The sequence below is a fragment of the Mycolicibacterium sp. 624 genome (assembly GCF_040548615.1).
Taxonomy (GTDB): Bacteria; Actinomycetota; Actinomycetes; order Mycobacteriales; family Mycobacteriaceae; genus Mycobacterium.
In genome coordinates this window covers 196,929-219,992 of record NZ_JBEPRZ010000003.1, presented here as the reverse complement: position 1 = coordinate 219,992, position 23,064 = coordinate 196,929, and the positions used below count along the sequence as shown (strand labels likewise).

Sequence of the window (23,064 nt, the reverse complement as noted above, 5' to 3'; positions counted from 1 at the left end):
CGCCGCCGGTTGGGCTACAGCGTGATCTTGCAGCTCTGACCGATATCCAGCGTGCGCAGCATCCGGCCCATGCCCAGCCACATCGCGCACGACAGGGCCAGATCGGTGATCAGTTCGTCGCTGAAGTGCTGGTGAGCGCGGTCCCAGAAGTCCTCATCGTCGCGCAAACCGGTGTGATCAGAGGCGAAGCGCTCGGCGAACTCGGCGGCAACGCGCTCGGCGTCGCTGTACCCGGGCCAGGTTCGCCACACCCCGGCGTTGTCGTACAGATCCTCGTCGACACCCGCGGCGATGCCCTCGGAGTCCCGGGTGTTCTGGCAGACAACGCATTCGTTGTTCAGTGCGATGACCATGCGCGCAAGCTCACGCACCCGCATGGGCAACCGGTTCTGGTTGTAGACGGCGTGTGTGTAACCGGCCATCGCGGTACCGATGTCAGGTGAGCGGGTCACCCATGCCACTGCGTCGTCGTCGGCGAAGTCTCCGATTCGGCTCATGGCGAAAGAGTACGCCCGATGGCCCATTTCTGGAACACGTTCTAGTTATTTCTGCTCAGCGCGCCGCGGTCAACTCTCTGCGGTCATCGGTCCAGTCGCGTTGAAGCAGCATGCGATGGGCGATGTGCTCCAGTGCGGCGTCGACCGCCTCGCGATCCGGTATGCCCTCGAAGGTCGGCGACTGTGCGAGCTTGTCGACGATGCGTCCGACGATTCCCGCCGACAGCGCCTCCACGTGTTTCGCACCGGCCTGCGTGAGCCACAACTTGCCACCCGTCCCGAGCGCCAGGCCATCGTGGATGACACCCTCGAACGTGGGCTCGATGACCTCGTGGGGCACCCGGAGCCGTTCGGCGATATCAGTCAGGGTCGCCGACCCGAAGACCTGGTTCTGTCGATAGATCTGCAGCAGCGCCCACAGTTGTGCGACGTCGAGTTCGCATCCGGGCTCACGGGCCAGGCTGCGCAAACGGATCTCGGGCGAGTCGCGGAACATCCGCCCGACGGCGACCTCGAGGATCTTCTCCGGCGAGTCGGCGCCTGGCATGCCGAAGCCCTCGCCGAGGTCAGTCGCCGCCGCGGCCTCCATCTCCCGCAGCGGGATCTCCTTAAGGAACAGCGAGACGATGAACCCGACGACGGCCACCGGCGCCGCGCACAGGAACACCGTGCCCAGCGCGTCGGCGTAGGCCTCGACGATGGGCGCGGCCATCTCCGGTGGGAGCGCATGCAGCGCCTTCGGAGACTCCGCGGCGGCCGGCGGCGCGCCGCCCGCGATCAGTGCCGGGCCGATCCGGCCCGCCAGGAAGTTGGCGAACAGGGAGCCGAATATCGCTGCGCCGAAAGAGCTTCCGATGGTGCGGAAGAACGTGACACCCGACGTCGCGACACCAAGATCGGTGAAGGTGGACGTACTCTGCACCACCAGCACGAGCACCTGCATGCACAGGCCGATACCGGTGCCAAGCGCGAACAGGTATAGCGACTGCTGCCAGGCCGGCGTCGTCGCGTTCATCTGGGACAGCAGCACGAACGCCACCGTCATGATGGCCGTGCCCGCCACCGGGAACACTTTGTACCTGCCGGTGCGACCGACGATGTTGCCGCTGCCGATCGATGTCAGCAGCATCCCGACCACCATCGGCAGGGTGCGCAGACCCGACTCGGTCGCCGATACCCCGTCGACGAACTGCATGAAGGTTGGCAGGAAGGTCAGCGCACCGAGCATCGCGAAACCGACGATGAACGCCAGAATGCAGCACACCGTGAAGACCGGGCTTGCGAACAGGCGGATGGGCAGGATCGGTTCGGGTGTGCGCATCTCGACCCTGACGAAGACGGCCAGCGCGACGACGGAGCCGGCGAAAAGGCCGATGATCACCGGAGAGGTCCAGGCGTACTCACCGCCGCCCCAGCTGGTGGCCAGTGTGAGCCCCGAGGCGGCGATCCCGATGAGGACGATGCCCGCGTAGTCGATCACCGGCTTGGCGGCCTTCGCCAGCGACGGGATCGCTAGCGCGCCGACGATGAGGACGACGATCGCCACCGGAACGTTGATCCAGAATGCCCAGCGCCACGTCAGATGGTCGGTGAAGAACCCGCCGAGCAGCGGGCCGATCACGGTGGTGACCCCGAAGACCGCGCCGAGTGCGCCCTGATAGCGGCCACGATCGCGTAGCGGGATGACCTCACCGATCACCGCCATCGCGGTCACCATGATGGCGCCGCCGCCGATACCCTGCAGCGCACGCGAGGCGACGAGCATCGTCATCGACCCGGCCAATCCGCACAGCACCGAGCCGACCAGGAAGCACACCACCGAGACCTCGAAGACGATCTTGCGGCCGAACAAGTCGCCGAGCTTTCCGACGACAACGGTGGCGATGGTCGAGGCGAGCAGGTAGCTGGTCACCACCCACGCTTGATGGCCGGCGCCGCCGAGATCGGCGACGACGGTCGGAAGTGCGGTGGCGACGATCGTCTGGTCCAGTGCCGCGAGCAGCATGCCGAGCAGGACCGCGACGAATATGAGGTTGCGTCGCTGCGGACTGAGGAGCGCGGCCGCGGACTCGGGGTCCGCGACCGCACTCGGTGCGGAACTCGTCATGAAAGCCTCTCGAACGTCGTTGCTGGCGCTCAGAGCGCCCACCACGATATCGTTAGATAGGCTACAAAAGTTACAGCGCTACTTCGGCGGACGTGAGACGCACTGCGCCGAGTACAGTTCCACACCGAGCTTGTCCATCAGCTCGAGCTGGGTCTCGAGGTAATCGACGTGGCTCTCCTCGTCGGCGACGATCGACTCGAAGAGGTTCGCAGTGGTGGGGTCTTCCTTGGATCGGCACAGCGTGATCGCGGGCTTGAGGCGCTCAAGGACCTCGTACTCGATCGCCAGGTCGGCCTCGAACTGCTCGCGGAGCGTCTGCCCAACCCGCAGCGAGAAGAGCCGCTGGTAGTTCGGCAGCCCATCGAGAAGCAGAATTCGATCGGTAATCGCCTCGGCGTGACGCATTTCATCGAATGATTCCGCGCGGGTATGACTCGCTAATTCAGTGAAGCCCCAATTGTCCTGCATCTTGGAATGCAGAAAGTATTGATTGATGGCGGTGAGTTCGCTCGTCAATTGCTCATTGAGCAGCTTCAGAATTTCTGGATCGCCTTGCATGATCGCTCCTTGGGCAGCGGACTGGCCGACCGCGTGTCATGGGTTGTTCGTGGCTGTCGAACGCTTCCCAACCTAGTCCAGGAGGCCGTCGTCGGCGATCGAAACTTGGCACCCCTCGGCGTGTCCGGTCCCCCGTTTGCCCATGTCTTTGGTGAGGCGAACCTTATCTGGCCACCGATGATGGACTGGCTGCCCTTAGTAAGGTTAGACTGCACTAACCTACTGGCAGCGGGGCTCGGTCGTACGGCTGAGCGCCTTCGATTACGAGGCGGAAGTGATGAGCGATCAGCGTATTCAATCGCTCATTTCGGCTGCGACTCGTCGTCCCGACGGCATTCGCGAATCGACGAATTGCCGTGTCGGCCACAATCCCGCCCCATTCCATTCCCGGCTAATTGTCTCGACCTCAATTCACCGGGGTGAACCAACGGTCGGCCATTCGGAGGCCAGCCCCGCAGTGATCGCATTTCTGCCGTACGCGCGGAAAGCCGCACTCGCGTGATTGCCGTACCGGGGCGGGTGCTCTGATGTTCGTCTGCCTCTGTAATGGTGTGACCAGCCAGGTGGTCGCCGACCTCGCCGCATCCGGAGCGTGCACCTCCAAGCAGATCGCCGAGGCGTGCGGTGCTGGCTCCGACTGCGGGCGCTGCCGCCGTACCGTCCGCGCCATCATCGATGCAGTTCAGGTGCAGGGCTGTCCCAGGCAGGCCGCGTTGGCCTGCTCCCGCCGCGCAGTCGGGTAAGTCAGTCCGAGCCCTTGCGCCTGCCGGAGAACTCCGACAGCGCATCGACGTTGGCGGATGCGCCGAGCAACACCTCGAACAACGCGTACTCGCGTGCCGCTGCCGCGGTGATCTCGGCGCGAGTGGGGTCAACGATCGTCTGCTTCACCGCCATGAGGCTGGGAATCGATCGGGAGGCAAGGACTTCCGCGTGCCTGCCCGCCTCGCCCAGCAGATCGTCGGGCTCGCACACCTTCCACGCGAGCCCCATCCGCAGGGCCTCCTCCGCGTGCACCCATTCCGAGGACATCAACATCCAGGCGGCGTTCTGCCTGCCGATCAGCTGCGGCAGCAGATATGACGATGCCGCCTCGGGTGCCACGCCGAGGCTGGTGAACGGGCACTTGAGGCGTGCGGTCGAGGACATGAAGACGAGGTCCGCGTAGCCGAGGATCGTCGCCCCGATACCGACGCCGAGACCATTGACCGCCAGGATCAGCGGCTTGCGCAGCGCCGTGAGCGTCCTGATCAGCCCCGGAAACCCGTGCTCGCCCTGCTGGAAGTCCGGGTCGGTGATACGCGCCTGCATCTCGAGCAGGTCGTTGCCTGCGGAGAACGCTCGGCCGGCGCCGGTCAACAGGATCACCGCGACCGAGGGATCCTCGTCGGCCGCCAGCAACGCGATGGTGGTCGCGTCGTAGAGCGCCTCGTTGAAGGCGTTGAGCGCCTCGGGCCGATTCAGGGTCAGGGTGCGGACGCCATTGGCGTCACCGGTCTGCACGAGCACGTCTGAAGCGTAAGGGTCAACCATTGCTGTAGACCCGCGTGGGTGCGATCAACACGACGGTGCGTCGCTGTTCGGCCATCACCCTGTCGTACTCGTTCCAGTCGTCGTGCGTGCTGCCCGCGGCGGTGAAGACGTCGCGCAGCAGCACGCGCAAACCGTCGTCGGTCAACCACGGTCTCGGGTCGTCGGGCCCGGCCAGTTCGGCGGTGCCCTCGACAGTCGCCCAACGCCAGCCGTCGCGGAACGTCACGGCGAGCTGCGGTCGCGACCGCAGATTGGCGAGCTTGACCCGGCCGTAGGTGACGAACGCCAGGCTGGGCTCGCCCGTCGCGGGATGAGTCAGCACGCCGGCGTTGATGAGCGAGGACTGGATGGTCTGGTCAGCGCGCAGCGTCGCCACGACGGCAAGGCCCTGGTCGGCGGCTGCGAGCGCGACGGCATCGGAAAGTGTTGTCATACAACGACCTCTGGGGCGAAGGGACTGCGCAGGAGATAGCGGCTGGTGGGCACGCAGTCGACCTGCTCGTTGGCCCCGAACGCCGACGTGCTCGCCACCATGCGGTTCATCCGGTCACCGAGATCGGCGTCGTCGGCCGCGCCGAAGAACGCGTGCAGATCCCTGGTGGCCTCAATCGGAAAGTTCTCCTCCACGATGGCGGAGACGAGCGGCGCGCCGGGAGTGAGCGCACGCACGACGGTGTTCTGGGTGTAACCGAATGTGGACTGCGTCGCGATCGCGACCGGGGTGTGGTCGATATGCCAACGGGTGAGCCAGGTTTGCGGATCGAGGTGCTCCGGGCGTCGCAACAGCGCCACATTGGCCAGCCCCGCGGTCCGCGCTCCGATGACGTCCGGAGGCGGCATTGGCACCGACTCGGTCACCAGGTAGGCGGCACTGAGCTCGCACTCGCGCTCGAGCAGGGACAGCGCCTTTTGGGACGCCTCGCCGTAGTACTGCTGTGTCCACAGGCTCACGACCGCGACGACGGGCGGGTCGAGCGTCGTCAGCGTCATCAACGAATCCCGCACCGCGCCGTCGCGCACATTCACCGCGACACCCGGCAGACCGAGGGCCAGCAGCTCGTCCCCGACCTGCGAACGCAATCTCGTGCACCAGGACTCGTCGGCCACCGACCGGCGAAGTGTGACCATCAACTTTTCCACTCGTTGAACCTACCCAGACGTGGCACCCGGATCGCAGCGTCTCGGTGGAGTAGAAATGGTCTCGTGATCAAGGGCCTGGCCCGGAGGCAGTACCTGACGGACCCCGGCGCGGTGATTCGCAGTCTGCTGGGTGTCCTCGTGGTGGCCGGAATCGGTCTGTCCACAGTGGGTGCCGCCGGGGCAACGGCCGCAGCCGGAGCCGCTGCGATCGCCGGCGCGACGGCGCTTCGGGACAGCCCACGCGGCAGAATCCCGATGGTCATTGGCGTCTCGATCGCGTTGGGCGTCGCGGTGCTGCTTGGCGCAGCCACATCGGCGCACTCGGTGCTGTTCGCGGTCGTCGTCGCCGTGTGGTGCTTCTGGGCCGGCATGACATGGGCCGCAGGCTCGAACCCGGGGCTGATCGCGGCGGCGGCGAGCGGCCTTCTGGTCATCTCGCCGCCGATCACGCCGTCCTGGGCGGCAATAGGAGGCACCGCCGCTCTCGCCGTGGCAGGCGGCGTGGCGCAGGCCGCACTCATCGCGATCTGGCCGAGACGGCGCTGGCGGATCCAGCGCGAGGCGCTGACTCGCGCGTATGTATCCCTGGCGGTCGACGCTCGCAGCCTCGCCGAGGACCCCGCAGCCCAGTTCACCGAGGAACCGCTGCAGGAGTTGCGCGATGCGTTCGCCCTCACCGACAGGCAGGCCAGCCACCACCCGGTTGCCTACCGCGCCTGGTACAGGTTGCCCGAACGGATCGCGGCGACCATGACGGCGATCGCACGACGGACAATGGACGGCGACGCCCGCACACGGATCCTGACGGCCGCCGGTGAGGTGTTGGACGCCGTCGCACGGCCCAAGCAGATCGGCTCCGCCGAGGACGCCATCACCAGGTTTGAGGCAGTCGCCGCCGAGACGGGTGAGTCTGACCAGTTACTGGTGGAACGACTCTCCGACCAACTGCGCGAGGCCGCGACACTCAGATTCAACGAGTTCGGGCCGCGGCCGAACGAGCTGGCTCAGTTACCGCGGTCGCACTTCTTCGGCGTGCTCGCCAACACGATCGCCATGGCCCGCGGGCAGCTCACCAAGGAGTCACCGGTGCTGCGGCACGCCGTACGGCTCGCGGTGGCCGCCGGTTGCGGCGTAGCGATCGCGCGTTTCGCGGAGGTGGCGCATGGTTATTGGATCCCGCTGACCGTGGTGATGGTGCTGCGCCCCGAGACCGCGCACACGTACACGCGCTGCGTGGGACGCGTCGGCGGCAACGTGATCGGCGTCGTGATCGCCACGGTCATCGCCCTGATGGTGCATCCGACCGGTATGGCCGCGGCCACGCTGGCGGTGGCCCTGCTCGGTGTCGCCTACCTGGCATCGGGGATTGGCTATCTGGCGGTGAGTGCGGCACTGGCCGCGGCCATCGTGTTCCTCATCGACATCGCCGGGGTGGACGGTCTTGCCTCGGTCAGCGACCGCGTCGCCGCGACGTTGATCGGCGGCATGCTGGCGGTGCTCGCGCACGTCGTGTTGCCGGATCAGGCCGCCGTCCGGCTGCGGCAGCGTGCCAGCGAACTACTCAAGGCCGAGATCGATTACGCGGCAATGGTGATCGGGGCGTCGGTGCACGATGGGTCCGATGACATCGTTGCGGCGGCGTGGGAGCGTGCGTACCGGGCCAGGGCTGCGTTCGAGGCCGCGGCGGCTGTCGGCGCCATGGACGAGCGTCATCTGCGCAGGTGGCTGCGTGAGTATCGCGCCGGGCTCAACGCCGTGACCGCGGCATGCGCAGCGCTCGAGGAGAGCCTGCCCCCGCATCGTCCCGCCGAGTTCAGTCACGACCTGATCAACACCGTGGACGAGTATGTCGCTGCCCTGCGCGGCGACCCGCAGACCGCGGGTTCGGCGTGGACGGTGGATGTCGCCGCGCTGACGGTCGCCACCGATCGTGCGCGTGCAGAGCTAGCGGCTGCCGACGATGCGTGGGCGCGGATTCTGGCGGCCGAGATCGAGACCGTGACCGACCAACTGGTGGTGATCGCAGCGAGTACGCCCAGCGCGCCCTGATCCCGCGGGGACAGCGGTCAGCGGGCCCACTTCGGCGTGATGAAAACCCCCTCGGCCTCCACGGTGACGCCGTCGGCGTCCGAGAGCTGGCCGACCGCGTAGGTCTTGATCCCCTCGGTGCGAACGATTCTCGCCTCGGCGTGCAGATCGCCGAGTGGGGTGGTGCGGAGGTAGCGCATCGAGATGGTGCCGGTCAGGCGCGGCGATGTCCCATCGCTGGCAGCCTCACCCAACAGGTGGTCGAGGACCAGTGCCGAGATCCCGCCGTGGACGTGCCCGGGCGGGCCCTCATAGGGGCCGCCCAGGTGGAAGTCGCAGAACACCGAACCGTCGGGTGCGCGGTGTATCACCAGCGGCGGCGCGATCGGATTACGCAGCCCAATCACCGGGTTCCCCCAGGGCATCAGGCCATTCTCCGAAATCCGCACACCGTAGGGGCCGTCGATCTGGCGGTCGCGCAGCCTGGCGGTGGCTGCCTCGATCTCGGCCCTCGCGGTCGCAACGGTATCGGCGTCGACCTCGGTGCGAATGGTTGCGTCGATGAGTTCGCGGACCGACTCGGCCAGTGGTCCATAGATACCGCGGAGGCGTTCGACCTCTGCCGCACTGAGGTTGTCAACGGTGAACTCAACCATGGCTGCACTAGAACACGTTCTAGCAGTGGTGTCGAATCACGCCTGCGCGACCGGCGTGCGGGTGGATGCCGAGGCGAATCCCAGCCAGGTGTGCCGGTTGCCTGCCCAGCACCACCCCACCTTCGGCGCATCACGCCGGTCGGAGCCGTCGCGACCGGTGCCGTTGCTGATCCAGATCGCCGGCGTTCGGGTGTCGAGTGCGCCGGTGGGCTTGCGCTTGCGTGAGCCGATGGTCATGTAGCAGTGCCCACGCTCAAGGACGTCGGGGCACTGCAGCAGCCAGTGCAGGCCCTCGGTCAGCGTGAGGGCGGTCCGGCCTGCCGAGGCAATGGCGGGGGCCGCCTCGTCCGGGCTCCAGTTGGCCATGTCATCGCCCCGATCGAGATCGTCGATCAGGTACAGCGGCGAATCAGGCAGCGGTGCCACCGAGGTGAACTCGTCGACATCGGTCATGTCGGCGACCACGAACCCGGGCTTGTCGTCGTGGCACACCAGCGGTGCGAGGGCCGAGGCTGGCACCAGATCGGGGTGAACGACGAGCAGCGACGCCTGTCCCCCAATGGGTTCGGCGGCGGCGCGCAGCCGGTTCGCCTGCCATCCCATGAGGCGGTGCACCCCAAGATCGATGAGTCGATTCGCTTGAGTCGGCAGGTCCGGCAGGGTTGCTCGCACGATGGTCACCAGCCCGCAACGAAGCGAGACCGCGACCGAGTTCCCGCACGTCTCGCGCGAGCGGTGCGCGGTGAGCGCTGCGTCACAGCGTGGCGCGACCGGTGGCCGAGATCATCTCCTAGTTCGTGGACAGATGTCTACGAACTTGCCTACGCTCTCCCCATGGCCGCACGAACGCACAGCGTGGACCCCCGCGCCGAACGCGTCCGCACCCTGTTGCGGGACGCGGCATTCGCACTGGCCCATGAACGACCCGTCGACCAGATCACCGTCGCCGATCTGGTGGCGCGTGCCGGAGTCAGCAGGCAGGTCTTCTACCAGCACTTCACTGACCGCGACGATGCGGTCGCCTCGGCGTTCACCCTGACCTTCGCCGCTGCGACCGCCGATATCGACGGCGAGCCCCGGTCACGGATCCTGCGGATCTTCGACCTGGCCGCCGAACACCGCGCGATGTATCACAACGTCGTGCCCAGCGCGGTGACACAACGGGTGGTGGCGGCATTCCGCGCCGAACTCCTGCCCGCCTGCGAGGAGCTTGCCCGCCAGGGCATGCCCGTCGTCGGCTCCATTCCGGGTCTCTCGCCGGAGGCGGTCAGTCGGTTCCTCGTCGGCGGCTTCCAGGAGGTTCTGCGGTCCTGGATGGAGGAGCCTCCGGGCTCCGAGCACACCACCGATCTTCGTGGCAGGGTGACCGCTGCGCTCGACACCGTCGACGCACTGCTCACTCGCGCCGCGACCATGAACTGACGAAAGGTCCATCGTGGGCAAGCACCGCACTCCCCCTCGCCCTGCCGCCGAAACGGCGACCAGGACAACACCGTCGCGTGCCGACGTCCGCAACGTGGCGTTGGTCATGGCGGCGCTGGCTGTCGTCGTCATCGCCATGATCGCCAGCTACTCAGGCGCTTTCGCCAAGCCGACGCTGCACCATCTGTCCGTCGCGGTGGCCGCCCCACAGCAGGTCGTCGACGGCATTCGGGCTCAGGACACCCTTGAGGTCACCCCGGTGACCGATGCGACTGCAGCACGTGACGCGGTTTACGAGCGCACGGCGGACGCGGCATTCGTCGTGAACCCGGACGGGCACATGGACGTCTACGTCGCGGGTGGAGGCGGACGCAGCGTCGCCAACGCCGCGGAGACCGTCGGTCGTGGCATCGCCCAGAACGCCGGCCTCACCGCGAGCGTCACCGACGTGGCCCCCAGCACGACCGCCGACCCACAGGGCACAGTCGTGTTCTACGCGGTCATCTTTCTCTCGATCGGCGCATCGGTGGGTGCCACGCTGTTCGGCCGCATGATGGGCGGTGTGCACGCGCCATCGACACTGGTGTGGCGCACACTCAGCCTCGTCGCGTTCGCGGCGTTGCTCGCCGGGGGCGTCACGCTCTACACCGACGTCATACTCGGCGCGCTCACCGGGCACACCTGGTCGGTGTTCGGTGCACTGTTCCTCTACGCCATGGCCGTCGGCGGCGCCGTCACCGGTGTCGCCGCCGCGTTCGGGACGGTGGCGTCCGCCGTGCTGACGATGTTTCTGGTGATCGTCGGCAACGCGGCGGCGGCGGGCCCCGTCGGCAAACCGCTGCTGTCGGGCTTCTACAGCGCGCTCAACGCGGTCGTGCCGCAGGGCTCCGGAGTCGCACTGCTGCGCAGCGTCCAGTACTTCGGCGGCAACGGCGCGATGACACCGCTGGTCACACTCCTTTGCTGGGCGGCCGTCGGCTGCCTGCTCGCCGGCGGTGCCGCCGTCGTCCGATCGGGCGCGCTGCGGTCAGCGCTGAATTATCGTGCGACTCATGACGATCACAGCGGCACCGATCGAGATGGAGCCGTACTACGACCTCGGGTCACATCACCGACCGGTTGACACCACCTCGCCCGAGGCGCAGGTGTGGTTCGACCGCGGCATGGTGTGGGCGTTCGCGTTCAACCACGAGGAGTCGATTCGGTGTTTCGAGCGTGCTCTGGCGCTGGATCCCGGCCTCGCGATTGCGCGCTGGGGCATCGCGTATGCGGTCGGCCCGAACTACAACAAGGCCTGGGAGGCCTTCGACCCCGTCGACCTGGCCGACTCGTTGGCCCGGGCACGCGACGAGCTGGACCAGGCCCGCCGGGGCCGGGCTTCGGTGCTGGAACTCGAGCTGATCGAAGCGCTGTCGGCGCGCTTCCCCACCGCTGATCCCGCCGACGCCGCCGCGCTCACCGCGGGGCACGCCGGCTACGCCGAGGCGATGTCGGCGCTGGCGGCGGCCCATCCCGACGACATCGACGTGCAGGCGCTGGCGGCCGACGCACTGCTCAACGTCACGGCATGGGCGTTGTGGGACACCGGGACCGGTGAACCCGCTCCTGGTTCCCGGGTTGTCGAGGCGGTACGGATCCTGGACACCGCGCTCGCCACGCCTGCAGGTCGCGAACATCCCGGCATCCTGCATCTCTACCTGCACGCGATGGAGATGTCGGCTCACCCGGAGACCGCGCTACCCGCCGCCGACCTGTTGCGCGGACTGGTCCCCGACGCGGGCCATCTGCAGCACATGCCGAGCCACATCGACGTGCTGTGTGGCGACTATCGCAGCTCGATCATCGCGAATCAGATTGCTGTACAAGCGGATCGCCGGTTCGTCGAACGGGAGGGGCCGCTCAACTTCTACTCGCTGTACCGGGCACACGATCTTCACTTCGTGGTCTACTCGGCGATGTTCGAGGGCCAGTTCCGGCTCGCCCTGCAGGCCGCCGACGAACTCGCGGCACAGCTGACGCCCGAGCTGCTGGCCGTCGAGTCACCGCCGATGGCCGACTGGCTAGAGGCATTCGTGGGATTGCGGATTCACGTTCTGGTTCGGTTCGGCAAGTGGGACGAGCTGATCGCCGAACCCCTACCCCTTGACGAGGCCCTGTACTGCACCACCACCGCGATCGTCCGGTATGGCCGCGGTGTCGCCCACGCCGCCAAGGGCGAAATGGCCAAGGCGTGGGCCGAACGGGAGGCCTTCGCCGCCGCATATGCGCGTGTCCCGGACAGCCGCTACCTGTTCAACAACACCAGCCGGGACATCCTGGCCGTCGCTGCGGCGATGCTGGACGGTGAGATCGCCTACCGGGAGGGCGATTTCGATGCGGCGTTCGCGGCGCTGCGCCAGGCCACAGCGCTGGACGACCAGCTCCCGTACGACGAACCGTGGGGCTGGATGACGCCAACGAGACACGCCCTCGGCGCGCTGCTTCTCGAGCAGGGCCACGTCGAGGAGGCCGCCCGCGTCTACGCCGAGGATCTCGGGCTGGACCCGACGCTGGCGCGGTGCTGTCAGCACCCGGGCAACGTGTGGAGCCTGCACGGCTACCACGAATGCCTGCGACGGCTGGGCCGCGATGACGAGGCGAGCATCATCGAACGGCAGCTCGAGGTGGCGGCGGCCCGCGCCGACACGCCGATCCGGGCCTCGTGCGCCTGCCGGCTGGAAGTCGCCGACGGCTGCTGCTGAGCCCTCGCCGCTCGGGTGTCCGCGTAGACTCACCCGCTGTGGCCATCGGCGGTGACGATCTCAAGCGGCTGCGACGCTGTGTCGATCTCGCCCGCATCGCCCTCGAGGCGGGCGACGAACCGTTCGGCTCGATTCTGGTGGACGCCGAGGGGCGAGTCCTCTTCGAGGATCGCAACCGAGTGCAGGGCGGTGACGCCACCCGTCACCCCGAGTTCGAGATCGCCCGCTGGGCGGCAAGCCACCTGACTCCGACGCAGCGGGCGAGCGCGATCGTCTACACCTCGGGTGAACACTGCCCGATGTGCTCGGCCGCGCACGCCTGGGTTGGGCTCGGACGCATCGTCTACGCGACCTCATCGGCACAGCTGACCCAGTGGCTCGCCGAGTGGGGATCGGATCCGTCCCCCGTTGCACCGCTGCCGATTTCGACCGTGGCCCCAGGCGTGGTCGCCGAAGGGCCGGTCGCCGAGTATGCCGCGGAGATGAAATCCCTTTATGCGGCGAAGTTCGCGCGATGACAGGGTCTTCGCGCGAGCGCTCATCCGCGACGGGACCGGGGTGGGTCGAGCACGCGATCTGGTGGCAGGTCTATCCACTGGGCTTCGTCGGCGCCTTCCCCAATGATCGGCCGCCGACGCCCGACCAGCACCGGTTACGCCGCGTCGTCGACTGGTACGACCATGCCCTGGAGCTGGGCGCCTCCGGTATCGCGCTTGGCCCGATCTTCGCCTCGCGCACGCACGGTTATGACACCACCGACCACTACCGGATCGACCCCCGCCTCGGCGATGACGCCGACTTCGATTACCTCGTCACCGAGGCGCACCGACGCGGCCTGCGGATCCTGCTCGACGGTGTGTTCAACCATGTCGGCACCGACTTCGCCCGCTACCAGGAGGCCGTCAGCGGCGGGGATGACGCGTGGTTCCGCAAGCGGCGCAACGGCTTCGTCGCCTTCGAGGGTCACGACGGTCTGATCACGCTGAATCACGACAACCCGGAGGTCACCGACTACGTCGCCGACGTCATGTCGCACTGGTTGCGCCGCGGCGCCGACGGCTGGCGACTAGATGCGGCCTACGCGGTGCCCGACGCATTCTGGGCACGCGTGCTGCCGAGGGTTCGCACGGAGTTCGGTGACGCCTGGTTCGTGGGCGAGGTCATTCACGGTGACTACGCCGGTACCGTCTCGGCGGCGACGTTCGACTCGGTCACGCAGTACGAGCTGTGGAAGGCGATCTGGAGCAGCCTCAACGACGCCAACTTCCACGAACTCGACCACGCCCTGCGTCGGCACGCCGAGTTCCTCGACGCCTTCGTTCCCATGACGTTCATCGGCAACCACGACGTCACCCGCATCGCCAGTCAGGTCGAGGACCCGCGCCACGCCGCGCACGCCCTGGTCGTCCTTCTCACCACCGGTGGCACACCGAGCATCTACGCGGGCGACGAGTGGGGCTACCGCGGTGTCAAGGAGGAGCGCTTCGGCGGCGACGACGCCGTACGTCCGGAGTTCCCCGCGCGCCCGCAGGACGCCGAGCACCTGGGCGAGGATGCCTTCCGCTTGCACCAGCACCTCATCGGTCTGCGCCGCAGACATCCGTGGTTGCACACGGCGCGAACAACAGCCCTGTCACTGACCAACAGCCGATACGTGTACCGAACCAGTTCGCAGACCGGATCGCTGGTGGTGGCACTGAACCTCGACGACGCGCCCCTGCAGATGTCGTTGTCGGAGATCGGCCTTGGCAGTGCCCGCATCCTCGCCGGCTCCGGCGCACCTCCCGAGGACCGCGTCGAGGCGCTCGACGTCGAACCGCACGGGTGGGCGATCCTGGCCCCCTAGTCCGACGCCAGCAGATCAAGGGTCCTCGGGTCGGGTTCGCCGCCGTAGTACTGCGCAAGCACCGCAACGAAGTCACGGTCGTCGTCGGCCACCGCCGCGAACAGGGTCATCGACGAACGCAGCTTGACCGCGTCCACCGGACCCAGCACCAGGTCGGCCGAGGTTTCCTCAAGCGAGGTCAGCAGTCGTGCGCACCGTCGCAGTCGAGCGCCGAGCACCCCGTGCTCGAGGTAGGCGACGGCCTCGTCGCGCGATCGGATGCCGAAGTGCGTCGCGGTCGCGCTGTGCCCCAGTCCGCGCATCTGCGGAAAGATGAACCACATCCAGTGGGTTCGTTTGCGGCCGGCCTCCAGTTCTGTCAGAACGGTCTCGTAGACCGGGTCCTGAGCGTCGAGGAAGCGCCGCAGGTCGTAGGCATCGGCCATCACACCACGGTGCCCGCCACGCGCCCCGGTGTCGATGCCTGCCGAACATTCGCCGACTGGGTCTGGTCGAATGGTTTTGCGAGCTAGTCTTTGCAATCGATGACAATCTCGAACGACGATGTCCACCAGATCGAGACACCTGACTCGGCCACCACCGCGAAGCGGAGTCGTCGTCGCGTGTTGTCGAGGGTGAGCATCCAGTCCAAGCTCCTCGTCATGCTCCTGCTGACAAGCGTCCTTTCGGCCGCCGTCGTGGGGGCCATCGGCTATCAGTCGGGCCGCAATTCCTTGCGTGCCGCGGTCTTCGACAGCCTGACCGAGACCCGGCAGGCACAGAGTCGGCAACTGCGGGCATCAATTCAGGACCTGAAGGACTCGCTGGTGGTCTACTCACGCGGCTCCACCGCGACTCAGGCCATCGAGGCGTTCACGAAGGGCTTCGACGAACTCGGTGCGGCCCCCGTCACTCCCGCCCAGCAGCAGTCGCTCGTCGACTACTACACAAACCAGTTCGTGAGGGACAAGAAGATCGAGACCGGCGACGAGTTGGACGTCAAGTCACTCGTACCAACCTCGAACGCGCAGCGCTACCTGCAGGCCCTCTACACCGCTCCGTTCTCGGACTGGGAGGAGGCCATCAACTTCGACGACGCCCGCGACGGCAGCGCGTGGTCTGCCGCCAATGCTCAGTTCAACGACTTCTTCCGCGAGATCGTGACGCGGTTCGAATTCGAGGATGCGCTGCTGCTCGACACCCGGGGCAACGTCGTCTACAGCGCCTACAAGGCCGTCGATCTCGGTACGAACGTCTACACCGGCCCGTTCAAGAGCGGCAATCTCACCGAGGCGTACCAGGACGCGCTCGACTCGAACGTCATCGACCACGTCGGCATCACCGACTTCGGCGACTATCCACCGGCCGACGAGCCGACGGCGTGGCTCACCTCACCCGTCGGTCCGCAAGGCAGGGTCGAGGGTGTGCTGGCCCTGCAGTTTCCGATCTCGAAGATCAATCGCCTGATGACAATGGACCGGCGCTGGAAGGACTCGGGCATGGGCGACACGGGCGAGACGTTCATCGTCGGGCCCGATGATCTGATGAGATCGGACTCCCGGTTATTCCTCGAGGATCCCGAGGCCTACAAGCGCGACGTGATCGACGCGGGCACCGCACCCGACATCGCAGAGGAGGCGATCAACCGACGCGGCACCACGCTGGTTCAGCCGGTGCCGACCGAAGCGACCCAACTGGCTCAACGGGGCCAACGCGGCACGTTGATCGCCGAGGACTACCTCGGCCACGACACCCTGCAGGCCTATGCGCCCGCCGACATCCCCGGGCTGCGCTGGAACGTCATCGCCAAGATCGACACCGCGGAGGCGTTCGCACCGGTCTCGGCGTTCACCCGCAAGCTGGTGCTGTCCACCGTGGCCATGATCTTCGTGGTGTGCATCGCGTCGATGCTGCTCGCGCGACTGTTCGTGCGGCCGATCCGCCGACTCGAGGCGGGTGCCCAACAGATCAGCTCGGGTGACTACGGGGCCACGGTTCCAGTGACGTCCCGCGACGAGTTCGGCGACCTGACACACGCTTTCAACGATATGAGCCGCAATCTCGCAATCAAGGAGGATCTGCTCAACGAACAACGCCGCGAGAACGACCGCCTGATGCTGTCATTGATGCCCGAGAATGTCGTCGCGCGGTATCGCGAGGGTGAGGAGACCATCGCCCAGGATCACCAGGACGTGACGGTGCTCTTCGCCGACATCGTCGGACTCGACGAGCTGTCGGCAGACCTGAGCTCTGATGAGTCCCTGGCCATCGTGAACCGGCTCGTTCGCCAGTTCGACTCCGCCGCGGAGTCCCTTGGCATCGAGCGGGTCCGGACGTTGCACAACGGCTACCTCGCGAGCTGCGGGCTCAACGTGCCACGCATCGACAACGTGCGGCGCACGGTCGACTTCGCCATCGAGATGCAACGCATCGTCGACAGGTTCAACGGTGAGTCGGGCCATGGACTGAAGCTGCGCGCCGGTATCGACACCGGCACCGTGAGCAGCGGGCTGGTCGGTCGGTCCAGCCTCGCCTACGACATGTGGGGCGCGGCGGTCGATCTCGCCTATCAAGTGCAGAGCGGATCGGCTCAGCCGGGCGTGTATGTCACGTCGGACGTCTACGACGCAATGCGCGACAGCCGCAGCTTCGCCGCCGCGGGTGAGGTCACCGTCGCCGGTGAGACCCAACGGATCTGGCGCCTCACGGAGCGCCACCAGTGACCAGCGTGGTGGATGCCTCCTGGTTCTACTGGGCCCTGGGTGTGGCGATCGGCCTGCCGATCGCGTTGGTACTGCTCACCGAGGTGCGAGCGGCGCTCACCCGCCGCGGCAGCGCGCTGGCCAAGCCGGTCGGGTTGGTGCGCAACTACATCCTGCCGCTCGGCGCGCTGCTGATGCTCCTGGTGAAGGCGACCGAGGTGTCGGCCGAAGCCACCCCGGTCCGCATCGTGTCCACGGTGCTGGGCTTCGTGGTGCTCGTACTGGTGCTGTCCGGACTCAACGCCACGCTGTTCCAGGGTGCGCCGGAAGGGTCTTGGCGCAAGCGGATTCCGTCGATATTCCTCGACGTGGCGCGGTTCCTGGTCATCGCGATCGGGCTCGCGATCATCTTCTCCTACATCTGGGGCGCCAACGTCGGCGGACTCTTCACCGCGCTCGGTATCACGTCGATCGTTCTCGGCTTGACGCTGCAGAACTCCGTTGGCCAGATCATCTCGGGGCTGCTGCTGCTCTTCGAGCAGCCGTTCCAGATCGGCGACTGGGTCGACACACCGTCGGCGCGTGGTCGCGTGGTGGAGGTCAACTGGCGCGCCACCCACATCGACACCGGCAGCGGCCTGCAGATCATTCCGAACTCCGTGCTGGCTGGCGCATCGTTCGCCAACTTGAGCAGGCCGCCCGGCGAGCACTCGATCTCGGTGATCACCGAGTTCGATCAGAACGATCCCCCCGACGACGTGTGCCGACTGCTGGTCCGGGTGGCGGGCGGGCTGCCTCAACTGCGCACCGGGGCGTTACCGTCCAGTTCAGTGGCCGGCGCCGGCCAGTACAAGACGTCGATTCCGGTGCACTCCCCCGCCGACGGTGGCGCGGCCCGGGCGACGTTCCTGCGGTGGGTCTGGTACGCGGCACGCCGCGCAGAACTGAATCTGGACGGCGTATCCGACGACTTCGCGACGCCGGAGCGGTTGGAGAAGTCACTACGGGTGATCGCTCCGACCCTGCGGCTGAGCCACACCGATCAGCAGGAGCTGCTCCCCCACGCGCGTATCACCCGGTACGGCGCCGAGGAGAGTCTTCAGGTTCGCGGTCAGGTGCCGACCCATATGTCCTTCATCGTCAACGGCCGCGTGCGGCTGGTCGCCGCGACCGAGGACGGCGGGCTCGTCCCGGTGCGCATCGTCGACGAGGGCGATTTCATCGGGTCGACCGCGTTGACCCGCGAGCCCGTGGCGTCGTCTGCGTTCGCCGTCGACGAGGTCACGGTGCTTCAGGTCGAGCGCGAGCACATGGAGCAACTGGTGCTGGGCAAACCGCTTCTGCTGCAAGAGATCGGCCGCACCATCGAGGAACGCCAGCAAGAGGTGCAGCGCGCGCTGGCGGCCGCAGCGGAGTGAGTGGTTGCCGTGAAACGACATATCCCACGACCACGTGATCTGACCCCGCTGATCGGGTTCCGCAAGCCACGCCTGGATGCGACGGCCAGAAGGTTGGCGGCGGCGCTCACGATCGCCGACCTTCGGCAGATCGCCCAACGGCGCACGCCGAGGGCGGCGTTCGACTACACCGACGGTGCCGCCGAGGACGAGCTGTCGCTGGCCCGCGCCAGACAGGCGTTCAGCGATATCGAGTTTCATCCGACGATCCTGCGCAACGTCGCCGAAATCGACACCAGTCGTGAGGTATTGGGCGGTCGCGTCGCACTGCCGTTCGGTATCGCACCGACGGGCTTCACGCGGTTGATGCACACCGAGGGGGAGATCGCCGGCGCCCACGCGGCGGCCCGAGCGGGTATCCCCTTCTCACTGTCCACGCTGGGGACGGCGTCGATCGAGGACGTCGCGGCCGCGAATCCAGATGGCCGCAACTGGTTCCAGTTGTACATGTGGAAGGACAGGGACCGCTCGATGGCGCTTGTCGAGCGCGCCGCGGCCGCGGGGTACGACACGCTGCTCGTCACGGTCGATGTTCCGGTCGCAGGCGCACGGCTGCGCGACACGCGAAACGGTATGTCGATACCGCCCACATTGACGTTGCGCACGGTGGCCGATGCGATACCGCACCCGCGGTGGTGGATCGACCTGCTGACCACCGAACCTCTGTCGTTCGCCTCGCTGGACCGGCTGCCGGGAACCGTTGCGGAGTACCTGGACAGCGCATTCGATCCCACGATGACGTTCGAGGATCTCGCCTGGATCAAGGATCAGTGGCCGAATCGATTGGTGGTCAAGGGCATTCAGACCCTCGATGACGCCAGGGCGGTGGTCGACCTCGGCGTCGACGGTATCGTGCTGTCCAATCACGGCGGGCGTCAGCTCGACCGCGCACCGGTGCCGTTTCATCTGCTGCCGAGCGTCGCGCGGGACGTCGGCAGCTCCTGTGAGGTTTTGCTGGACACCGGGGTGATGTCCGGGGCCGATATCGTCGCGGCCATTGCGCTCGGTGCCCGCTTCACGTTGATTGGGCGCGCCTACCTTTACGGTTTGATGGCCGGTGGCGAGGCGGGTGTGGACCGTGCCATCGAGATCTTGTCCTCGCAGGTCAGCAGGACAATGCGACTTCTTGGCGTGACCTCTTTGGACGAGTTGGAACCGCGCCACGTCACTCAGCTGCACCGCGTGACACGCAACGCGTCGCCCGACCGGCCCTAGTCACACCAATCACTTCATTCACACAGGTCACACGCTAGATCCGCTTCTGGGGTCTCGGCGCCGAGTCGGAATCGTTAGCCAACCGCGATGTCATTTCTCGGTGTTGGCACCCGGAACGGATTACATCGACGTGATTCACTGACGCTCACAAGGCAACGGCGATTGCCTTATGGGACAGAAGGAGAGGCAGGTCGGTGACCGTTATGAAGTACGTCAGAAAGATTCGTGGAGCGTGGTTGCGACGGCTGGCGGTGCTCGCAGTCACAGCAGCTGTGCTGCCCGCACTGATTGGCTTCGCGGGGGGTTCGGCAACGGCAGGAGCATTCTCGCGGCCGGGACTCCCCGTGGAGTACCTCGACGTGTTCTCCCCGTCGATGAACCGCAATATCCGGGTGCAGTTCCAGGGTGGCGGCCCGCATGCCGTCTACCTGTTGGACGGTCTGCGCGCACAGGACGACTTCAACGGCTGGGACATCAACACCCCGGCGTTCGAGTGGTACTACGAGTCCGGTCTCTCGACGGTGATGCCCGTCGGTGGTCAGTCCAGCTTCTACACCGACTGGTACCGGCCGTCGCAGGGCAACGGCCAGGACTACACCTACAAGTGGGAGACGTTCCTGACCCAGGAGCTCCCCGCGTTCCTTGAGGCCAACCGGGGCGTGTCGCAGAACGGCAACGCCGTCGTCGGTCTCTCGATGGCAGGCGGCACCGCGCTGACCTACTCGATCTACTACCCGCAGAAGTTCATCTACGCCGCTTCGCTTTCGGGCTTCCTCAATCCCTCCGAGGGTTGGTGGCCGATGCTGATCGGTCTGGCGATGAACGATGCCGGCGGCTACAACGCCGAGAGCATGTGGGGCCCGTCGAGTGACCCGGCGTGGAAGCGCAATGACCCGATGATCAACGTCGGGCAGCTGGTCGCCAACAACACTCGCGTCTGGATCTACTGCGGCACCGGTACGCCGTCAGATCTGGACACCGGCACGGCTGGCGCCAACCTCATGGCTGCGCAGTTCCTCGAAGGGTTCACGCTGCGGACCAACCTCACCTTCCGCGATAACTACATCGCTGCGGGTGGCACCAACGGCGTGTTCAACTTCCCGCCCAATGGCACCCACAGCTGGGGCTACTGGGGTCAGCAGCTTCAGATGATGAAGCCCGATATCCAGCGGGTGCTGGGAGCACAGGGCGCCGCATAGCCCGAGCCTGACACCTGCAAGACCTGGGAGCCTGCCGCGAACCCCCCGAGCGGCAGGCTCCCTTTCTTGTGTGAGCGCCTTCCCGCCGACCCCGCTTTGGCGAGTTTCACCCACAACCGTGCTGCCCCATAGCGATACGCGCTCCGCGGTGACGTCACAGTGTCATAGCGGCGAGAATGATATTCGCCGAGGCGCACGCCGCCGTTCACGGTCATGCACGTCGCGGTAGTCATCGGCGAGCGTGAGCCCTGCGGCGGCCTCCTCGTCAACGACGATGACCGCGTCGCGGTGATGCTGCAGGATCGAGGCCGGGCAGAATGCGGAGACCGGGCCCTCCACGGCGCGCGCTATCGCGTCCGCCTTCGCCGCACCTGTCGCAATCAACAACGCACGACGCGCGTCCATGATGGTGCCCAATCCCTGTGTCACACAGTCGAGCGGGACGTCGTCGGGGGTGGCGAAGAAGCGTGCGTTGTCCTGCCTCGTCTTCCTCGCCAATGACGTGACCCTGGTGCGCGATGCGAACGATGAGGTCGGCTCGTTGAAGCCAAGGTGGCCGTTGCGCCCGATCCCCAAGATCTGCAGGTCGATACCCCCTGCGTTGGCAATCGCCGCCTCGTAGTCGCGGCACACCGCATCGAGGTCGTCGCCGACCCCCGCCGGTACCCGCACCCTGTCCGGATCGAGCCCGAGTGGTTCGGTGACCTGCGTGCGAATGACGTGCGCATAGCTGCGCGGGTCACTCGGGGGCAATCCGACGTACTCATCGAGCGCGAAGCCGGATACCTCGCTCGTGTTCAACCCCGCTGCGACCCGGGCGGCCAGCTCGGTATAGAGGCCCAGCGGACTCGACCCGGTCGCGAGGCCGAGGACGGCATCGGGCTTCTCGTTGAGCAGATCGGTGACCATATCCGCCGCAGCGACCGCAGCACTCGCTGCATCTGGGACGATGATGACCTTCATTAAATCCTCATTCCTTGTATAACAATGTATGGGAACTAAGCCGTCGCGGCTATGCTGCGGTGGCGCCGTGATGACGCCGATTTCGGCGATTTCGCGGACCAGCCCGAACCTCGAGGGACGGCCCGGAACTCGTGGCAGTTGGCTGCCAGCTCAAACTGGAGGATGTGTGACCGAAGCCGCAGAACCGAAGCGCGGCAGATCGCGTGACGGTGGCTCTCGGCGTCCGCTTCGGTATCAACGCGTCTACGACCTCGTCGTATCGCTCATCGAAGACCAGGGCTTGCGCGAGGGCGATCAGCTGCCCAGTACGGCCGAACTTGCCGAGATGGCCGAAGTCAGCGTGATTTCGGTGCGCCGCGCGCTCGACGAACTCGCACACAGCGGAAAGATCGTGCGCCATCAGGGCGTCGGCATCTTCGTTGCGCCGCAACGGTTGGTCAGCGAACCGTCGCGGCCCGGTGCCCTGCTGGAGACCCTCAAGGGCCAGCGCGATGAGATCGAACTCGACACCGAGTTGGTGAGCTTGGTGGTTGGCCTGCCGAACAGCAAGCACGCGGCCGCGCTCGGGATCGATGCAGGCGAACCCGTTTGGGAGATCTGCCGACTTCGACGCATGGGAAGAGCTCCGAAGGTCTTGGAGAAGGCCGTGCTCCCCCTCAGCCTGGTGCCCTCGCTCGATGAGGGCCGGCTGGCCGCTGGGGAGTCCCTGTACGGCTTCCTCTCCGAGCGTTACGGATTCACCGACGACTTCGTGGAGCAGGTCTTCGAAGTCGACCAGCCCAACTCGCTGGAGCGGGAGCATCTGCAGCTGACCGCGAAGGACTACGTGGTCCGCATTCGTGGCGTGAGTGTTGACGCCACGGGTAAGGCGTTCGACAGCTTCCAGCAGACGTACCCGGCGCGGGAATTCCTCTTCTATGTCTCCAGAGCAACCGGTCGCCGTCTCATGGAGCCCGATCACAGCGGTTCGTGGTCGGTTCGTCCATTCGGTTCTCCCGCGTCTCCTGCCAGCTCGGATTGA

The 23,064-nt window shown here is 66.5% G+C and carries 22 protein-coding genes; 12 read left to right on the top strand and 10 right to left on the bottom strand.

Features of this window, described 5'->3' with window-relative positions:
- Positions 1-14: 14 nt before the first annotated feature.
- The 3 genes from ABIA65_RS13945 to bfr form a co-directional block, all read right to left on the bottom strand.
- Positions 15-497: a carboxymuconolactone decarboxylase family protein gene (locus ABIA65_RS13945; protein WP_241405183.1), complete on the bottom strand. Its 483-nt coding sequence runs from the start codon at positions 495-497 to the stop codon at positions 15-17.
- 55 nt (positions 498-552) lie between these two features.
- Positions 553-2,604 (bottom strand): MDR family MFS transporter, encoded by a 2,052-nt coding sequence (locus ABIA65_RS13940; RefSeq protein WP_241405182.1) that lies wholly within the window; start codon positions 2,602-2,604, stop codon positions 553-555.
- A 78-nt stretch (positions 2,605-2,682) separates the two neighbouring features.
- Positions 2,683-3,162, bottom strand: a complete 480-nt coding sequence (gene bfr / locus ABIA65_RS13935; protein ID WP_241405181.1) for a bacterioferritin — start codon at positions 3,160-3,162, stop codon at positions 2,683-2,685.
- Positions 3,163-3,689: 527 nt separating this feature from the next.
- Between bfr and ABIA65_RS13930 the strand changes: the two genes are divergently transcribed.
- Entirely contained in the window at positions 3,690-3,905 is a 216-nt protein-coding gene (locus tag ABIA65_RS13930) for a (2Fe-2S)-binding protein (RefSeq protein ID WP_241405180.1), read from the top strand.
- Between the two features lies 1 nt (position 3,906).
- Here ABIA65_RS13930 and ABIA65_RS13925 read toward each other — a convergent pair whose 3' ends face one another.
- The 3 genes from ABIA65_RS13925 to ABIA65_RS13915 are packed head-to-tail and all read right to left on the bottom strand — an operon-like array spanning position 3,907 to position 5,823.
- Entirely contained in the window at positions 3,907-4,695 is a 789-nt protein-coding gene (locus ABIA65_RS13925; protein WP_241405179.1) for an enoyl-CoA hydratase/isomerase family protein, read from the bottom strand.
- The gene (locus ABIA65_RS13920) at positions 4,688-5,128 is read right to left on the bottom strand and encodes a TIGR03618 family F420-dependent PPOX class oxidoreductase (protein ID WP_354523904.1); all 441 of its coding nucleotides are present in this window, start codon (positions 5,126-5,128) and stop codon (positions 4,688-4,690) included. Before ABIA65_RS13920 ends, ABIA65_RS13925 begins: the two co-directional genes overlap by 8 nt.
- Positions 5,125-5,823 (bottom strand): hypothetical protein, encoded by a 699-nt coding sequence (locus ABIA65_RS13915; protein WP_371747052.1) that lies wholly within the window; start codon positions 5,821-5,823, stop codon positions 5,125-5,127. The genes ABIA65_RS13920 and ABIA65_RS13915 overlap by 4 nt, the downstream gene beginning before the upstream one ends.
- A gap of 75 nt (positions 5,824-5,898) precedes the next feature.
- Between ABIA65_RS13915 and ABIA65_RS13910 the strand changes: the two genes are divergently transcribed.
- A complete protein-coding gene (locus tag ABIA65_RS13910) occupies positions 5,899-7,884 on the top strand; it encodes an FUSC family protein (RefSeq protein ID WP_241405176.1) in 1,986 nt (661 codons plus the stop codon).
- 17 nt (positions 7,885-7,901) lie between these two features.
- Here the strand turns inward: ABIA65_RS13910 and ABIA65_RS13905 are convergent, their stop codons facing one another.
- Both ABIA65_RS13905 and ABIA65_RS13900 read right to left on the bottom strand, forming a co-directional pair.
- Complete coding sequence (locus ABIA65_RS13905) at positions 7,902-8,519, bottom strand: PaaI family thioesterase (protein ID WP_241405175.1); 618 nt, start codon at positions 8,517-8,519, stop codon at positions 7,902-7,904.
- A 36-nt stretch (positions 8,520-8,555) separates the two neighbouring features.
- A complete protein-coding gene (locus tag ABIA65_RS13900) occupies positions 8,556-9,200 on the bottom strand; it encodes a DUF5701 family protein (RefSeq protein WP_502919562.1) in 645 nt (214 codons plus the stop codon).
- A gap of 153 nt (positions 9,201-9,353) precedes the next feature.
- Between ABIA65_RS13900 and ABIA65_RS13895 the strand changes: the two genes are divergently transcribed.
- The 5 genes from ABIA65_RS13895 to ABIA65_RS13875 are packed head-to-tail and all read left to right on the top strand — an operon-like array spanning position 9,354 to position 14,528.
- Positions 9,354-9,941 (top strand): TetR/AcrR family transcriptional regulator, encoded by a 588-nt coding sequence (locus ABIA65_RS13895; protein WP_241405173.1) that lies wholly within the window; start codon positions 9,354-9,356, stop codon positions 9,939-9,941.
- A gap of 13 nt (positions 9,942-9,954) precedes the next feature.
- On the top strand, positions 9,955-11,064 hold the full coding sequence (locus tag ABIA65_RS13890) for an ABC transporter permease (protein WP_502919561.1): 1,110 nt from the start codon (positions 9,955-9,957) through the stop codon (positions 11,062-11,064).
- A complete protein-coding gene (locus ABIA65_RS13885; RefSeq protein WP_354523903.1) occupies positions 10,994-12,682 on the top strand; it encodes a tetratricopeptide repeat protein in 1,689 nt (562 codons plus the stop codon). The genes ABIA65_RS13890 and ABIA65_RS13885 overlap by 71 nt, the downstream gene beginning before the upstream one ends.
- Positions 12,683-12,720: 38 nt before the next feature.
- Entirely contained in the window at positions 12,721-13,200 is a 480-nt protein-coding gene (locus ABIA65_RS13880) for a nucleoside deaminase (protein ID WP_241405171.1), read from the top strand.
- A complete protein-coding gene (locus tag ABIA65_RS13875) occupies positions 13,197-14,528 on the top strand; it encodes an alpha-amylase family protein (RefSeq protein WP_354523902.1) in 1,332 nt (443 codons plus the stop codon). The genes ABIA65_RS13880 and ABIA65_RS13875 overlap by 4 nt, the downstream gene beginning before the upstream one ends.
- Here the strand turns inward: ABIA65_RS13875 and ABIA65_RS13870 are convergent.
- Complete coding sequence (locus ABIA65_RS13870) at positions 14,525-14,953, bottom strand: DUF1810 domain-containing protein (protein ID WP_241405169.1); 429 nt, start codon at positions 14,951-14,953, stop codon at positions 14,525-14,527. The genes ABIA65_RS13875 and ABIA65_RS13870 overlap by 4 nt on opposite strands.
- A gap of 99 nt (positions 14,954-15,052) precedes the next feature.
- On the opposite strand from ABIA65_RS13870, the gene ABIA65_RS13865 reads away from it, so the two are divergent.
- The 4 genes from ABIA65_RS13865 to ABIA65_RS13850 all read left to right on the top strand — a co-directional run bounded on the left by ABIA65_RS13865 (position 15,053) and on the right by ABIA65_RS13850 (position 21,080).
- Positions 15,053-17,230, top strand: coding sequence for an adenylate/guanylate cyclase domain-containing protein (locus tag ABIA65_RS13865; protein ID WP_502919560.1), 2,178 nt, complete (start codon positions 15,053-15,055; stop codon positions 17,228-17,230).
- Positions 17,227-18,627 carry a mechanosensitive ion channel domain-containing protein gene (locus ABIA65_RS13860; RefSeq protein WP_354523901.1) on the top strand — a complete coding sequence of 467 codons (1,401 nt, stop codon included), beginning with the start codon at positions 17,227-17,229 and terminating at the stop codon, positions 18,625-18,627. Before ABIA65_RS13865 ends, ABIA65_RS13860 begins: the two co-directional genes overlap by 4 nt.
- 9 nt (positions 18,628-18,636) lie before the next feature.
- Positions 18,637-19,881: an alpha-hydroxy acid oxidase gene (locus ABIA65_RS13855; protein ID WP_354523900.1), complete on the top strand. Its 1,245-nt coding sequence runs from the start codon at positions 18,637-18,639 to the stop codon at positions 19,879-19,881.
- 203 nt (positions 19,882-20,084) lie between these two features.
- Complete coding sequence (locus tag ABIA65_RS13850; protein ID WP_241405649.1) at positions 20,085-21,080, top strand: esterase family protein; 996 nt, start codon at positions 20,085-20,087, stop codon at positions 21,078-21,080.
- A gap of 162 nt (positions 21,081-21,242) precedes the next feature.
- On the opposite strand, the gene nagB is transcribed toward ABIA65_RS13850, so the two are convergent.
- Positions 21,243-22,043, bottom strand: a complete 801-nt coding sequence (gene nagB / locus ABIA65_RS13845) for a glucosamine-6-phosphate deaminase (protein ID WP_354523899.1) — start codon at positions 22,041-22,043, stop codon at positions 21,243-21,245.
- A gap of 166 nt (positions 22,044-22,209) precedes the next feature.
- Between nagB and ABIA65_RS13840 the strand changes: the two genes are divergently transcribed.
- A complete protein-coding gene (locus ABIA65_RS13840; protein ID WP_354523898.1) occupies positions 22,210-23,064 on the top strand; it encodes a GntR family transcriptional regulator in 855 nt (284 codons plus the stop codon).

Bases quoted from the DNA above. Each gene is read 5' to 3' on its own strand.
- ABIA65_RS13875 (WP_354523902.1), top strand. From the start codon at position 13,197: ATGACAGGGTCTTCGCGCGAGCGCTCATCCGCGACGGGACCGGGGTGG.
- ABIA65_RS13930 (WP_241405180.1), top strand. From the start codon at position 3,690: ATGTTCGTCTGCCTCTGTAATGGTGTGACCAGCCAGGTGGTCGCCGAC.
- ABIA65_RS13885 (WP_354523903.1), top strand. From the start codon at position 10,994: ATGACGATCACAGCGGCACCGATCGAGATGGAGCCGTACTACGACCTC.
- ABIA65_RS13870 (WP_241405169.1), bottom strand. From the start codon at position 14,953: ATGGCCGATGCCTACGACCTGCGGCGCTTCCTCGACGCTCAGGACCCG.
- bfr (WP_241405181.1), bottom strand. From the start codon at position 3,162: ATGCAAGGCGATCCAGAAATTCTGAAGCTGCTCAATGAGCAATTGACG.
- ABIA65_RS13940 (WP_241405182.1), bottom strand. From the start codon at position 2,604: ATGACGAGTTCCGCACCGAGTGCGGTCGCGGACCCCGAGTCCGCGGCC.
- ABIA65_RS13895 (WP_241405173.1), top strand. From the start codon at position 9,354: ATGGCCGCACGAACGCACAGCGTGGACCCCCGCGCCGAACGCGTCCGC.
- ABIA65_RS13850 (WP_241405649.1), top strand. From the start codon at position 20,085: ATGAAGTACGTCAGAAAGATTCGTGGAGCGTGGTTGCGACGGCTGGCG.
- ABIA65_RS13945 (WP_241405183.1), bottom strand. From the start codon at position 497: ATGAGCCGAATCGGAGACTTCGCCGACGACGACGCAGTGGCATGGGTG.
- ABIA65_RS13915 (WP_371747052.1), bottom strand. From the start codon at position 5,823: ATGGTCACACTTCGCCGGTCGGTGGCCGACGAGTCCTGGTGCACGAGA.
- nagB (WP_354523899.1), bottom strand. From the start codon at position 22,043: ATGAAGGTCATCATCGTCCCAGATGCAGCGAGTGCTGCGGTCGCTGCG.
- ABIA65_RS13865 (WP_502919560.1), top strand. From the start codon at position 15,053: ATGACAATCTCGAACGACGATGTCCACCAGATCGAGACACCTGACTCG.
- ABIA65_RS13925 (WP_241405179.1), bottom strand. From the start codon at position 4,695: ATGGTTGACCCTTACGCTTCAGACGTGCTCGTGCAGACCGGTGACGCC.
- ABIA65_RS13920 (WP_354523904.1), bottom strand. From the start codon at position 5,128: ATGACAACACTTTCCGATGCCGTCGCGCTCGCAGCCGCCGACCAGGGC.
- ABIA65_RS13905 (WP_241405175.1), bottom strand. From the start codon at position 8,519: ATGGTTGAGTTCACCGTTGACAACCTCAGTGCGGCAGAGGTCGAACGC.